Source organism: Streptomyces sp. NPDC047117 (assembly GCF_040643545.1).
Taxonomy (GTDB): domain Bacteria; phylum Actinomycetota; class Actinomycetes; order Streptomycetales; family Streptomycetaceae; genus Streptomyces.
On record NZ_JBEYUN010000002.1, the window covers coordinates 263,709 to 277,275 of the forward strand.

A 13,567-nucleotide genomic window follows, 5' to 3' on the forward strand; every position below is an offset into this window, starting at 1 on the left:
TGTGCGCTCGGCAGGATTCGAACCTGCAACCTTCTGATCCGTAGTCAGATGCTCTATCCGTTAAGCTACGAGCGCTCGGCTTCCCGGCGGTGTTCGCCACCGGTCGGCGTTGCGGGACCACTTTACATGACCTGCGCGGGAGCTCGCTCCGGGCGCCGGTCCGGGGCCTTCGCCGGCCCGCGCGTCCCCTCATGAGAAAACCCCCGTCCGGGGGAACCGGCGGGGGCTTTGTCACGCTGTGCGCTCGGCAGGATTCGAACCTGCAACCTTCTGATCCGTAGTCAGATGCTCTATCCGTTAAGCTACGAGCGCTCGGCTTCCCGGCGGTGTTCATCACCGGTCGGCGTTGCGGGAACAACATTACATGACCTGCGCCGGTGCGCGAAATCCGTTTCCCATACCGCTCCTGAACTGCGAAAACAGCTCCTGAGCAGGCCTCGCGCGACCCCCGGACAACGACGAAGCCCCGGCCTGCTGGCCGGGGCTTCGTACTGGCGGAGGCGGAGGGATTTGAACCCTCGATGGGCTTTAAGACCCAAACCGCATTAGCAGTGCGGCGCCATAGACCGGACTAGGCGACGCCTCCACGCAACGCCACCCCGCGCGATGCGCGAAGTGGTGTGTGCAGATGATGGCACAGCTCAGCGTGCTGTCACCAATCGAGGTCCACGGTACTAGGCGCGCGGGCCGCTGAGCAAAGCACTTCCGGCGGGAAACACCCCGGAGCGGGCCCGGCGCCACGGGGCGGTACGCAGCGGAGTCGTGCGGTTGCGCAACGTACGGAGGAGTGGAGCGTTAAGAGGGGAAGGGGGAACCGTCCCGGTCCCCCGCTGTCCCCGGTCCCACCCCCACGCCTGGAGAGTCCGATGGCGCTGCGCCGTATCGCCGTTCTCGCCCTGTCCGCCGCCACCTGCGCCCTCGTGCCGGCCCTCGCCGCGCCGACGGCCGGCGCCGTCACCCCCTCGGAGCAGGTCCGGCAGGCGCCGATCCCGCTGGCCAAGGGCGGGGATCAGCTCAAGGTGACCGTCACCGAGTCCGGCAGCGCCGGACTGGACGGCACCCACGTACTGAAGTGCCACCCCACCGGCGGCGACCACCCCAAGGCGGAGCAGGCGTGCCGGACGCTGGACAAGGTGACGCGGTGGGGCAAGGACCCCTTCGCGCCGGTGGACCCCGGCACTGCCTGCACGATGCAGTACGGCGGCCCCGCCGTCGCGCACGTGACCGGCCGCTGGGCCGGGCGCCCGGTCGACGCCACCTTCAAGCGGGACAACGGCTGTGAGATCGGCCGCTGGGACAAGCTCGTGCCCCTGCTGCCCGCCGCCGGCGCGTAAGGAGCCGCGTCGGGAAGGCCGGAAGGCGACGTCAGAGGCGGGAAGCGGAATCGGGAGCGCCGGAAGGTCGGCGTCCGCTTCCCGCGAAGTCCGGCCGGGTTTCGTGCCCAAGTAGGGCGCCAGATCAGGACGCGGGGCACATGTCGGGCGTGCGTCGAGTCGCACGGGCCCGTGGCATTACCTCCCCGTCATCCGCCTCCGCGTCCCCGCCCGGTGCCCGTAGACTCCCTTTCAGTGACACGCCACAGTGGGTTTCAGTCACCCGCCCCGGTGGGGTGTCGGCAAGATGCGGTCATCAGGGAGGAAGCGTCGTCGTGAGCAGCAGGCCATCCCGAGGCGCTGCTCGCCTCGCAGCCATACTCGACGCCTTGCCCGACGCGCTGTTGCTCGTCAACTGCAACGGCACGGTCGTCAACGCCAACACCATCGCCCTGGAGACGTTCGAGGCGCCGGGCACGGCCCTGGTGGGCCGCGGCCTGCTGGACCTGCTCCCGACGTTCGACTCCAAGCGCATCCCCGGCTCCATGCGGCGCCCCGACGACACCGCGCACGAGGGCGGCCGGCAGAAGCCGACCCGGATGGTCGCGCGGCGCACGGACGGTACGGAGATGCTGGTCGAGGTGACCAGCGCCAACCTGGAGGACGGCCGCACCCCGTACGAGTCGTCCTTCGAGGCGGCGTACGCGGACCACCGCACGAGCTACACCGGCGACGAACTGCTGATGCTCGTCGTCCGCGACCTCTCCGGGCAGCTGGACATCGAGAGCGAACTGGCCCGTCAGCAGCGCCAGACGGAGATGATCCTGCGTGCCGCGGCCGAGGGCGTGGTCGGCGTGGACGCGGAGGGCAAGGTCGTCCTCGTCAACCCCTCCGCCGCGCAGATCCTCGGCTACCGCGCCAGCGAGCTGGGCGGCAAGGAACTGCACCCGCTCATCCACCACTCGCGCGCCGACGGCACCCCCCTCCCCTGGGCGGAGACCCCGCTCGCCGACACCCTCAAGTCCGGCCGCAAGCACCGGGTGCGCGCACAGGTGCTGTGGGCCAAGGACGGGCGCGCGGTCTCCGTCGACCTGACGACCGCGCCGGTACGCGACGGCGACCAGCTCGTCGGCGCCGTCATGACCTTCACCGACCGGCGCCCGATGGACGCGCTCGCCGCCCGCCAGAGCCAGCTGCTCGCGGTACTGGACCGGTCGCTGCGCGGCCCGCTGGAGGAGCTCCGCGGCGAGCTGGGCACGCTGGCGTCCGACCCGGCCGGCCAGCTCTGGCCGGAGGCCAACCAGGTCCTGCACCACCTCTCCGCCGGGTACAGCCGGATGACGACGCTGGTGGACAACGTCCTGAGCTACCAGCAGCTCGACGCGGGCACGGACAAGCTCCAGCGGACCGAGGTCTCGCTGGACGCGGTGGTCGCCGCCGGCGTCGACGGCGCGGTCGAGCTGATCGGGCCGGGACGCGCGCAGTTCGCGGTGCACGCCCCGCCGATCGAGGCCGAGGTGGACGCGACGCGGCTGGCACAGGCGCTGTCCCACCTGATCGCCGACGTCGCGGGCGTCGACTCCACCGGCAACACCCCCTCGGGCGTGGCGCCGGCCGGGGACTCCACGATCGTGGTCGCGGCGGCCAAGCGCGGTGCGGTCGTCCGCATCGAGGTGCGCGGCCCGTACAGCGGCGGCGACCCGGTGCACGGCCCGATCGTGCGCGGCATCGTCCGGCTGCACGGCGGCGTGCTGCAGACGCACGAGGTGCCGGGCGGCGCGGGCGGCAGCGCGTACGTGCTGGAGGTACCGGTCAAGGCCGACGGCTCGCCCGTACCGGCCGGACAGCAGGCGGCCTGCGCCGACGGAACGACCGAGATGCCCGCGTCCGACGGCGCCGGGACCGCGACACCGGCCGGCGGCACGGACGGCGGCACTGCCGGGGGCGGACGCCGACGGGCCCGCGGCGGCACGAACGGCGCCGACGCGACGGCCGGCGGACAGCCCGGGGGCCAGACTTCAGGGGGCCGGGGCCCGAGCACCCCGGCGGGCGGTACTCCGGGCGCCGGTACGGACGGCCGCGGCGCCGGCGACGGCACCGCGGGTACGGGCCTGCCGGGCGCGGAGGCCGTGCCGCCGGGCGGCCGGCGGCGGGGCCGTCCCGAGGCGGAGTCGTCGGGCGGCGGGCTGCCCGCACTGCCCGCCGCGGCCGGTTCCGCCGGCGAGCAGCAGGGGCAGACGTCGGGCGGGCGCCGGGCGCGCCGGGCACTCTCCGACACCGCCGGGCGCTCCCTTCCCGACCAGGTGCCGCCGGCACAGGCCCCGGGCCGGGTTCCGGACGCGCCGCAGGGCGCCGAGCAGCAGCCTTCGCAGTCGGCCGCGAGCGCGCTGACCCCGGCCGCGGGCCCGGGCCGTCCCGGCCCGGCACAGCCGCACGGCGGCCCCGGCCGAGCGCCGGGCGCCCAGGGCGGCCGGAACGGCGGCCAGGCGCAGCCCGGTGGTCAGGGCCCCGCCGGGCTCAGCCCCGCGCACGCCGGTGGCGCACCGGCCGCGCAAGCCGCGCAGCAGGGCCCGCGTACGCCCTTCGCGCTGCCGCCCGCCGCCGCCGACCGGAACACCGCACAGGCCTCGGCCCCGCAGCGGCCCGGCGCACAGCAGCCGCGACCCGCGCTGCCCGCTCCGGGCGGGCAGGCCCCGGGTGCGCAGCCGAACGGCGCGCAGGCGGCCGGTGGGCAGACCGCCGATCCGCGTGCGGCCGGGGAGCAGGTGCCCGGTGCGCCCGGTGCGCCCGGTGCGCGGCTCCCCGCCCAGGCGGGCCCGGCCGGGCCCGGGAACGCGGTGCCCGCGGGAACCGGCAGGCGCCGCGCCCGCCGGGCCGCTCCCGAGGAGGCCCCCGAAGGCACACCCGACGGCACCGCCGTGCCCGGTGGCGCACTGCCCGCCGTGGCCGGTGCCGGTCCGGCCACCGGCGGCGAGTGGGACGCACCGACCGGCAGGCGCCGGGCGCGGCGTGCCGCCGCCGAGGAGCGGGCGGCTGCCGCGATGGCCGACTCCGAGTCCAGCGGTACGTTCGTGGTGGGCGCCGAGGGCCAGGTCACGCACCCCGAGGACACCCCGGCGGCCCCCGCCTCACCGGCACCCGCGGCACCGGCCCCCGCGCCGACGGGCCGCCGCCGTGGCCGCCCCAGCCCGACCGAGGCAACCGGACCGCATGGCCAGGAAGCGCACGGCCAGGAGACCCAGGGACAGCAGGCACAGGGTCAGCACGCGCAGCACGGGCGGCCGTCCGAGGGCGGGCCGCAGGGCGAGGCCGCCGGTGACGGCCGGCCGGGCGCCGGACCGCAGGCCGCCTCCGTACCGGGTCCGCGTCGGTCGGCGCCGGGTGAGCAGCTGCCCGGTCAGCAGGGCGCGGGGCGCCGCCCGCTGCCCGCTCCGGAGGAGGAGGCGGGGCCGGCGGCCGGACAGTCGCACGGCCGCGCGTTCAGCGTGCGCACGCTCGGCCAGGGCGTCCCCTTCTCCCAGCAGATCGCCGACCAGCACCAGCCGAACGGCCACCCGGGCCAGCAGGGCCAGCCCGGCCAGCAGGGCCAGCCCGGTCAGCAGGGCATGCCCGGGCAGCCGGCCCGCCACGGGCAGCCCGCCGCGGGCGGTCAGGGCACCGGGGCCGGCGACCCGAACGCCACCAGCGGTGGCGGCACCCTCGGCGGCGCCGGCAGCGCCGGTTCCGGCCGCCGCCGGAAGCTCGCCGCACCGCCGCAGGAGGGCGACCGCGGTACGGGCTCGGAGATGGTGCCCGCCACCCGCGCCCCGCAGGGCACGCAGCCGCAGGCACCGCCGCCGCTGATGGAGTCCACCGAGGGCCGCGCGTTCGCGATCTCCGCGCCGGACGAGGGCCAGGAGGGCCCGGAGCCGCTGGACGGTCCGAACGGCGCCATAGAGGTCGTCGACCACCAGCCGCCGCCCATGGACGACGAGCTGCCGCCCGAGCCGCTGGACAATCCGCGTCGGCTCCTGGTGTGGCCCGCGCCGGACGCCTCGACCCAGCAGGCGCTGAGCGACCGCGGCTACCGCCCGGTGATCGTCAACTCCCGCGAGGAGGTGGACGCGCAGATCGCGGCGTATCCGGCCGCGCTCTTCGTCGACCCGCTGACCGGGCCGATCACCCGCAAGGCGCTGCAGTCGCTGCGCCAGGCCGCGGGCGCCGCCGAGGTGCCCGTCCTGGTCACGGCCGGGCTGGGCCAGGCGACCCGCGAGGCGGCGTACGGTGCCGACCCGGCCGTACTGCTCAAGGCGCTCGCGCCGCGCGACAGCGAGCAGCACCCGCCGCGGGTGCTGCTGATCGAGGAGAACGACGCCGTCGCGGGCGCGCTCACCGCCTCGCTGGAGCGGCGCGGCATGCAGGTCGCGCGGGCCGCGACGGACGCGGACGCGGTCAGCCTGGCCACCCAGGTCCGGCCCAACCTCGTGGTGATGGACCTGATGCAGGTGCGCCGCCGACGGGCCGGGATCGTGGACTGGCTGCGCGCGAACGGGCTGCTGAACCGCACCCCGCTGGTCGTCTACACCGCCGCCGACACGGACCCCGCCCAACTGCCGCGGCTGGCCTCGGGCGAGACGGTGCTGTTCCTCGCCGAGCGGTCCACCAGCCCGGACGTACAGGGCCGGATCGTCGACCTGCTGGCCAAGATCGGCACGAACTGACACGGGGCCGGGGCGGACTGACGCGGAGCGGCGCGAACTGACGCGGGCTACGGCTTGCTGATGATCCGCCGTACCGTCGTACGGATCGACTCGCGCAGCCGGGCCCTGGCCTCGTCCGTGTCGCCGACCAGGATGCGCCGCATCTGCGGCATGGCCGTGTACCAGGCCGCCACGCCGAGCAGGATGAACGCCAGATCGCGGGGCGGCAGGGCGGCACCAATGACGCCCCGGCGCTGGGCGTCGGCGAAGACCTCGGCCTTGCGGTCCCAGTGCGCGGTGCGCTCGTCCTCGCGCGGGATGGCGCCGGTGCCGTACTCCAGCCCCTCCCACATCAGCAGCCGCAGCAGTTGCGGGTGGGTGTCGTGGTACTCCAGCAACCGGTCGACCCAGGCGTCCGGGTCGTCGGCGTCGACCGGCATGTTGCGGGCGTGGTCGACCAGCCGCTGCTCCAGGACCTGCGCGAACAGCTCGCTCTTGTTGCCGAAGTAGGCGTAGATGAGCTGCTTGTTGGCCTTGGCCTCGCGGGCGATCCGGTCGATGCGGGCACCCGCGATGCCGTACGCGGCGAACTCGGCGGCCGCCGCTTCGAAGATGCGGGCCTTGGTCGCCGCGGGGTCCCTGGTCCCTGTCATGGAATCAGCGTAACCAACTGTTTGGTTGACACGACCGGCACACGTGCCGAAACTTACAACCAACCAGTTGGTTGCTATCGGGGAGGAAGCCACCGCCAGCATGTCCACCACACCGCCCGCGCCCGCCGCATCCGCCGCCACACCCCTCGACACCCCGCGGCCCGACAGCGCGCCCGCCGCTTCCCCGGCCGGCCGCGCCGCCGCGGCACCGACGGGCCGCAGCGGCCCGCCGCCCGCCCTGCTCCTCGCCGTCATCTCCCTGTGCACCGCGGTGACGGTCGCCAACATCTACCTCGCCGCGCCGCTCCTCGGCCTGATCGCCCGCGGCTTCGGCGTACCCGCCGCCGGCGTCAGCTGGATCACCGCACTCTCCCAACTGGGCTACGCACTCGGCCTGTTGACCTTCACACCGCTCGGCGACACCGCGAACCGGCGCCGCCTGGTCGCCGTGCTCTCCGTCGTCACCGCCGTCGCGATGGCCGTCGCCGGGTTCGCCCCCGGCCTGCCGGCGCTGGGAGCCGCGCTGCTGGTCGCGGGCGCCACGACCGTCATCCCGCAGCTGCTGGTGCCGCTGGTCGCCGAGCGGGCCCCGGCCGCGCGCCGCGGCCTGCACGTCGCGGCCGTCGTCGCGGGCCTGTTCACCGGCATCGTCGCGGCCCGGGTCGTGGGCGGGCTGGCCGGCCAGGCGTACGGCTGGCGCGCCGTCCTCCTCGGCTCGGCCGTACTCACCGCGCTGATCGGCTCGGTGACCGCCGCGCTGCTGCCGCCCGAGCGGCGCGCGATCTCCGGCGGGCTGCTGTCCCGGATCGGCCGGGGCGTCGCCCAGGTGCCCGGGATGCTGCTCTCCTCCGCCGACCTGCGGCGCGCCTGCCTGCGCCAGGGCGGCCTGTTCGGCGTGTGGAGCGCGCTGTGGACGGCGGTCGTGCTGCTGCTGACCGGCGCGCCGTACCACTTCTCGACCGCGACCGCCGGTCTGTTCGGCCTCTTCGGGCTGGTCTCGGCGATGGTGTCGCCGCTGGCCGGCGGGCTGATCGACCGCTTCGGCAACGACCGCGTGGTGTCCGCCGCCTACGGACTCACACTGGCCTCCGTACCGTTCTTCTGGCTGGGCGGGCACCAGCTGTGGGCGCTGTGCCTGGCGGCCGTACTGATCCACGCCGGCCTGGTCTGCGGCCAGGTCGCCAACCAGACCCGCGCGCTGACCGCCACCGGCTCGCCCGCCACGGCCAACACCGCCTACATGGTCGCGGCCTTCTTCGCCGGCGCCCTCGCCTCAGCCCTGACCGGCCCGGTCTACACCCACTGGCACTGGCCCGGCGTCTGCACCCTGGCCCTCCTCTGGCTCACCGCCGGCCGCTTCCTCCCCCACGGCGGCCGCCGCTGAGCCGTAGCCGTGGCCGTACGGCCGGCCGCCGCTGAGCCGTACCGCTTCGCTGGTCGCCGCTGAACTGGACCGTGCCGCTGTCGCCGCGGCGGCCCGGCCGGGGCGTGGTACGTCCGGGAAGCCTGCTCCCGGACGTACCGCTCCCCCGCTCAGCCCAGTTGCGTGACGTCCAGCCCGCCGTCCGCGTACTGTTTCCGCAGCACCTTCTTGTCGAATTTCCCCACGCTCGTCTTCGGTACGGCCGGGATGACCGCCCAGCGTTCGGGGAGCTGCCAGCGGGCGATGCGGCCGGCGAGGAATTCCTTCAGGTCCTCGTAGCCGGTCGTGGCGCCCTCCTTCAGGACGACGGTGGCCAGCGGGCGTTCGCCCCACTTCTCGTCCGGTACGGCGACCACGGCCGCCTCGGCGACGTCCGGGTGGGCCATCAGGTGGTTCTCCAGGTCGACCGAGGAGATCCACTCGCCGCCGGACTTGATGACGTCCTTGGCGCGGTCGGTGAGGGTGAGGTAGCCGTCGGGCGTGATCGTGCCGACGTCACCGGTGCGCAGCCAGCCGTCCGGGCTGAACTTGTCCTCGGGGCGGAAGTGCTCGCCGTCCGCGCCGCCGTAGTACGCGCCCGCGATCCACGGCCCGCGCACCTCCAGCTCGCCGGCCGACTCGCCGTCCCAGGGCAGGTACTCGCCGCCGGGGCCGGCCAGCCGTGCCTCGACGGAGGCCGGGAAGCGGCCCTGCGTACAGCGGTAGCCCCACTCCTCCTCGCCGGTCACGCCGGCCGGCGGGTGCGCGACGCTGCCCAGCGGCGAGGTCTCGGTCATGCCCCAGGCGTGCACGACGCGAATGCCGTGCCGGTCCTCGAAGGCCTTCATCAGGGTGGGCGGGCAGGCCGAGCCGCCGATGATCACCTTGGCCAGGCTGGACGCCCCAGCGATGGTGCCCGCTTCCTTTCTGGAGTCCAGTTCGGCGAGGAGCCCCTGCCAGATGGTGGGCACCGCGGCGCCGATGGTGGGCCGTACGGTCTCGATCATCTCGGCGAGCGGGGCCGGCTGGAGGAACCGGTCCGGCATCAGCAGCGAGGCGCCCGCCATGAAGGCGGCGTGCGGCAGGCCCCAGGCGTTCACGTGGAACATGGGGACGACCGGGAGCGCGATGTCGCGGCCGTTCAGCGCGAACGCCTCGGCGGTGTTGACGTGCATCGAGTGCAGGTAGAGCGAGCGGTGGCTGTAGACCACGCCCTTGGGGTCGCCGGTCGTGCCGGAGGTGTAGCAGAGCGCGGCGGCCTGCCGCTCGTCGGCCTCGGGCCAGTCGTACGTCTCCGGGCGGCCGGCCAGCAGCTCCTCGTAGTCGTGCACCCGCGCGGTGGCGCCCTCAAGGACGGAGCGGTCGCCGGGGCCCGCGACGACGATGTGCTCCAGGCTGGGCAGCTGGGGAAGGAGCGGGGCCAGCAGCGGCAGCAGCGAGCCGTTGACCAGCACGACCCGGTCGTCGGCGTGGTTGACGATCCAGACGAGCTGCTCGGCGGGCAGCCGGAGGTTCAGGGTGTGGAGGACCGCTCCCATGGAGGGGATCGCGAGGTACGCCTCCAGGTGGACGCTGTTGTTCCACATGAGGGTGGCAACGCGTGCGTCGCCGCGTACGCCCAGCTCGTCGCGGAGGGCATGGGCCAGCTGCGCGGCGCGCAGCCCGGTCTCCCGGAAGGTCTGGCGGTGCGGCTCGCCCTCCCCGGTCCAGGTGATCACCTCGGCCTTGCCGTGCACGGTGGCGCCGTGCGCGAGGATGCGGGTCACTGTCAGCGGTACGTCCTGCATCGTGCTCAGCACCGGGGCCTCCCGAAGACCGGTTACGGGCGAGTAGATTTCCGCTGATTCTGCTGCCGTACCAGGCGGTATGTCACTACCGCGCGAGAAAATCAGGCGTGTCACCCGTCACGGTGGGCGTGCCGAGGCCCGTACCGGTGGCCGTCCGGTGCTCAGGACGCCCGGGCCAGTTCCGGGTCCTCGCGCAGCTTGGCCAGGGCGCGGGAGACGGCGCTCTTGACCGTGCCGACGGACACCTCCATCACCTCGGCGGTCTGCGCCTCGCTCAGGTCCTCGTAGTACCGCAGGACGACCATGGCGCGCTGCCGGTCGGGCAGCCTGAGCACCGCGCGCCACATCGCGTCGCGCAGCACCTGCCGCTCCGCGGGGTCGGCGGACGGCACGAGGCCCGGCTCGGGCAGCTCGTCGCAGGCGTACTCCTCTATCTTCCGCTTGCGCCACTGCGAGGTACGGGTGTTCACCAGCGCCCGCCGCACGTAGCCGTCCAGCGCCCGGTGGTCCTCGATCCGCTCCCAGGCCACGAAGGTCTTGGCCAGCGCGGTCTGGAGGAGGTCCTCCGCGTCGTTGGGGTTGGCGCTGAGCGAGCGGGCGGCACGCAGCAGCGCCGGGCCCCGGTCCCGTACGTACGCCGCGAAGGACGGGAACGACGTGCGGACGGGGCGCGACGAGGGCGTCGGGAGCGGCGACGGCGGCGGGGCCACCGCGGCGGTCGAGGCGCCCTTGCACACTGGCGTGGTCATGTCTTCCACGCTAGAAGCGCGGACCCGGCCGGGGATCGGTCCAAGGTGCCGAAGCCGCCTCCGCCTCAGGTTGTACGCGTGGGGCGGGCCCCACCTCCTCAGGACGGAGCGCGGACGCGCCCCGGTCAGGGTCCGCCCGCCGGAGTCGGCCGGAGTTCGCCCGCCGGGGCCGCGCGGAGTCGGTCCTGGCCCGCTCGCGGACGGTCACCGGATCACCGCGACCGGCGCGTCCACCCAGTTGCGGTCGATCCGCAGCTTGCGGCCGCCGTGCGTCTCCAGCACGTGGCCCGCGTACTGGTGGATCCGGCGGTTCGGGTGCCAGGCCGTCTGCGGCAGCCACTTCTCCCCGTACGCCGACGGCGGGACGCGCCAGCGCGCGAACCACATGACGGACGGCAGGTCGGTGTACCCCTTCGCGCGCGCCGACGCCAGGTGCCGCACGCCGGAGTTCGCGCTGCTGTAGAAGCCCGCGATGTAGCCGAAGCGGCGCACCTCGCGGCTCCAGGAGCGCACGAAGCTCAGCGTCTTCGCCTTGCAGGACTGGTTCTTCAGGTCGTACGCCTCGATGTCCAGGTAGATCGGGCTGCGCGGCATGATCCCGTACGCCTGCGCGCGCTTCACCGCCACCCTGGCCTCGGTCGTGCCCTCCTTGAACGGGTCGGCGCCGATGGCGTACCGCCGCTTGTGCTTGTTCTTCACGCACGGCGCCTGGCCGCCGAGGTACACCGGCAGCACCCGCCAGCCGGCCGCCTTCGCGCCCTGGAACCACTGGGGGCTGAGGTTGTGCTGCTTGGGACAGGCGCGCCCGTGGCCGGCGAAGTAGACGCCGATGGCCCGGTAGCGGGTGCTGTTCCAGGCCCGCAGCGAGCTGACCGCCGGGGCCTCGCAGGTGTCGAGCCCGAAGCCCTTGTAGAGGTAAGGACCGGTCGCCGGCGCCTTGGCGGCGGTCGTCGGGGCCACCCGGCGACGGGACGCGGCGGCGTCTTCGGCAGCGGCCTCTTCGGCATCGTCGGCGGCGGCCGGGGCGGCCTCGGCCTCGCCCCGGCCGGCCCCGGGAGCCGCCGGCGGCCGGTCACCACCGGAGGTGGAGGACGGGGCGAGCCAGGACGGGAGCAGCGCCGCCAGGGCGACGATCAGTCCGACGGCGGGCACCAGGGCCAGCAAGGCGATATGTTTTGCCGATTTTGTCCATCTCATACGGCGAGTCAAAAGGCCCCGTCGCGACACTCCGTGACGGACACGCCAGCAGCACCGCCGGTTCAGCCGGATGCCGGGCCCGGGGTGCGGCGGGCGGGGATTCGGTGTGGGGCACGTGAGGCAGTGTGGGGTCGTGTTGGCTCCTGGCCTCGTCGGCTCCCGGCCCTCATCGGCCCCGGCCCTCGGGGGCTCCCCGCCGCCCCTCAGGTCCCGTCCGTGCCGAGCACGAGGCCCGACGTGGGCACCCCCGTACCGGCCGTGACCAGGACGCGGGACGCGCCCGCCACCTGGTTCACGGACGTGCCGCGGATCTGCCGGACCCCCTCCGCGATGCCGTTCATGCCGTGCAGGTACGCCTCGCCGAGCTGCCCGCCGTGCGTGTTGAGGGGCAGCGCGTCCGCCGCCACGAACCCGGCCGCCTCCCCCGGCGCGCAGAACCCGAACTCCTCCAGCTGCATCAGCACGAACGGAGTGAAGTGGTCGTACAGGATCCCCACGTCGATCTCGCCCGGCGTCAGCCCGCTGCTCCGCCACAACTGCCGGGCCACCACCCCCATTTCCGGCAGCCCGGTCAGGTCGTCCCGGTAGTAGCTCGTCATCTGCTCCTGCGCGCGGCCCGCGCCCTGCGCCGCCGCGTTGATCACTGCGGGCGGGCACCGCAGGTCACGGGCGCGCTCGGCGGAGGTCACCACGATCGCCTGGCCACCGTCGGTCTCCTGGCAGCAGTCCAGCAGCCGCAGCGGCTCGACGATCCAGCGCGAGGCGGCGTGATCGGCGAGCGTGATCGGCTTGCCGTGGAAGTACGCGGCGGGGTTGCGGGCCGCGTGGCGCCGGCCGGCCACCGCCACGTGCCCGAACGCCTCCGGCTTCAGCCCGTACACATGCAGGTACCGCTGCGCCGCCATGGCCACCCAGGAGGCGGGCGTGAGCAGCCCGAACGGGAGGTTCCAGCCCAGCGCCGTGCCCTCGGCGGACGCCTCACGGTGCTGTACGCCGGACCCGAAGCGACGGCCCGAGCGCTCATTGAAAGCGCGGTAGCAGACCACCACCTCCGCGATGCCGGTCGCCACCGCCATCGCGGCCTGCTGGACCGTCGCGCACGCCGCGCCGCCCCCGTAGTGCACGCGCGAGAAGAACGACAGGTCGCCGATTCCCGCCGCCTGCGCGACGGTGATCTCCGGGCTGGTGTCCATCGTGAACGTGACCAGCCCGTCCACGTCCTCCGGCCCCAGCCCGGCATCGTCCAGCGCGGCCCGCACCGCCTCGACCGCCAGCTTCAGCTCGCTGCGCCCGGAATCCTTGGAGAACTCCGTGGCCCCGATTCCGGCGATCGCGGCACACCCGCCAAGACTGTCCGCACTCCGTACGCTCATACGGCGGCTCCGCTGTCGAGGGCGGCCTCGTCGCCTATGGCCGACCCGTCGCCGAGGGCGGGCCCGCCGTCGAGGGTGACGGTGACCGTACCGGTGACGTGGTGGCCCAGCCCGTTCTCGCCGGTCACGCGTACGACGGCGGTACCGTCCGCCACCTCGCCGACCGTCCCCCGCAACACCATCGTGTCTCCCGGATAGTTGGGCGCGCCCAGCCGGATCGCCACCTTCCGGAGCGCGCACCGCGGCCCGAAGTGGTCGGTGATGTACCGCCCGACCAGCCCGTTGGTGGTGAGGATGTTCATGAAGATGTCCGGCGAGCCCTTCTCCCTGGCCGCCTCGGCGTCGTGATGCACGTCCTGGTAATCCCGCGAGGCGAGCGCACCGGCGACGATGAGGGTGCGGGTGATGGGGACG

The 13,567-nt window shown here is 74.2% G+C and carries 9 protein-coding genes and 3 tRNA genes; 3 read left to right on the top strand and 9 right to left on the bottom strand.

Translation table 11 applies throughout. The features are described 5' to 3' along the window. Positions 1 to 2: 2 nt before the first annotated feature. The 3 genes from ABZ840_RS04300 to ABZ840_RS04310 all read right to left on the bottom strand — a co-directional run bounded on the left by ABZ840_RS04300 (position 3) and on the right by ABZ840_RS04310 (position 586). A tRNA-Arg gene (locus ABZ840_RS04300) sits at positions 3 to 75 on the bottom strand. Positions 76 to 239: 164 nt separating this feature from the next. Beyond that, positions 240 to 312 (bottom strand) — tRNA-Arg (locus ABZ840_RS04305). A 180-nt stretch (positions 313 to 492) separates the two neighbouring features. Beyond that, positions 493 to 586, bottom strand: a tRNA-Ser gene (locus ABZ840_RS04310). A 280-nt stretch (positions 587 to 866) separates the two neighbouring features. Here ABZ840_RS04310 and ABZ840_RS04315 point away from each other — a divergent pair. Continuing rightward, complete coding sequence (locus ABZ840_RS04315) at positions 867 to 1,334, top strand: SSI family serine proteinase inhibitor (RefSeq protein ID WP_361553047.1); 468 nt, start codon at positions 867 to 869, stop codon at positions 1,332 to 1,334. Between the two features lie 314 nt (positions 1,335 to 1,648). Next, on the top strand, positions 1,649 to 6,013 hold the full coding sequence (locus tag ABZ840_RS04320) for a PAS domain-containing protein (protein WP_361553050.1): 4,365 nt from the start codon (positions 1,649 to 1,651) through the stop codon (positions 6,011 to 6,013). Positions 6,014 to 6,060: 47 nt separating this feature from the next. Here ABZ840_RS04320 and ABZ840_RS04325 read toward each other — a convergent pair whose 3' ends face one another. Further along, positions 6,061 to 6,645 (bottom strand): TetR family transcriptional regulator, encoded by a 585-nt coding sequence (locus ABZ840_RS04325; protein WP_361553053.1) that lies wholly within the window; start codon positions 6,643 to 6,645, stop codon positions 6,061 to 6,063. Between the two features lie 100 nt (positions 6,646 to 6,745). Here ABZ840_RS04325 and ABZ840_RS04330 point away from each other — a divergent pair, with 100 nt between their 5' ends. Beyond that, positions 6,746 to 8,029 (top strand): MFS transporter, encoded by a 1,284-nt coding sequence (locus ABZ840_RS04330; protein WP_361553056.1) that lies wholly within the window; start codon positions 6,746 to 6,748, stop codon positions 8,027 to 8,029. Positions 8,030 to 8,178: 149 nt separating this feature from the next. Here the strand turns inward: ABZ840_RS04330 and ABZ840_RS04335 are convergent, their stop codons facing one another. From ABZ840_RS04335 to ABZ840_RS04355, 5 genes are all read right to left on the bottom strand, one after another. After that, complete coding sequence (locus tag ABZ840_RS04335; RefSeq protein ID WP_361553059.1) at positions 8,179 to 9,846, bottom strand: long-chain fatty acid--CoA ligase; 1,668 nt, start codon at positions 9,844 to 9,846, stop codon at positions 8,179 to 8,181. A 149-nt stretch (positions 9,847 to 9,995) separates the two neighbouring features. Beyond that, on the bottom strand, positions 9,996 to 10,583 hold the full coding sequence (locus ABZ840_RS04340; RefSeq protein WP_361553062.1) for a SigE family RNA polymerase sigma factor: 588 nt from the start codon (positions 10,581 to 10,583) through the stop codon (positions 9,996 to 9,998). A gap of 204 nt (positions 10,584 to 10,787) precedes the next feature. Further along, positions 10,788 to 11,780, bottom strand: a complete 993-nt coding sequence (locus ABZ840_RS04345; protein WP_361553066.1) for a DUF1906 domain-containing protein — start codon at positions 11,778 to 11,780, stop codon at positions 10,788 to 10,790. A gap of 203 nt (positions 11,781 to 11,983) precedes the next feature. Continuing rightward, on the bottom strand, positions 11,984 to 13,153 hold the full coding sequence (locus ABZ840_RS04350) for a lipid-transfer protein (protein WP_361553069.1): 1,170 nt from the start codon (positions 13,151 to 13,153) through the stop codon (positions 11,984 to 11,986). Then, complete coding sequence (locus ABZ840_RS04355) at positions 13,150 to 13,560, bottom strand: MaoC/PaaZ C-terminal domain-containing protein (RefSeq protein ID WP_361553908.1); 411 nt, start codon at positions 13,558 to 13,560, stop codon at positions 13,150 to 13,152. Before ABZ840_RS04355 ends, ABZ840_RS04350 begins: the two co-directional genes overlap by 4 nt. Positions 13,561 to 13,567: the final 7 nt, after the last annotated feature.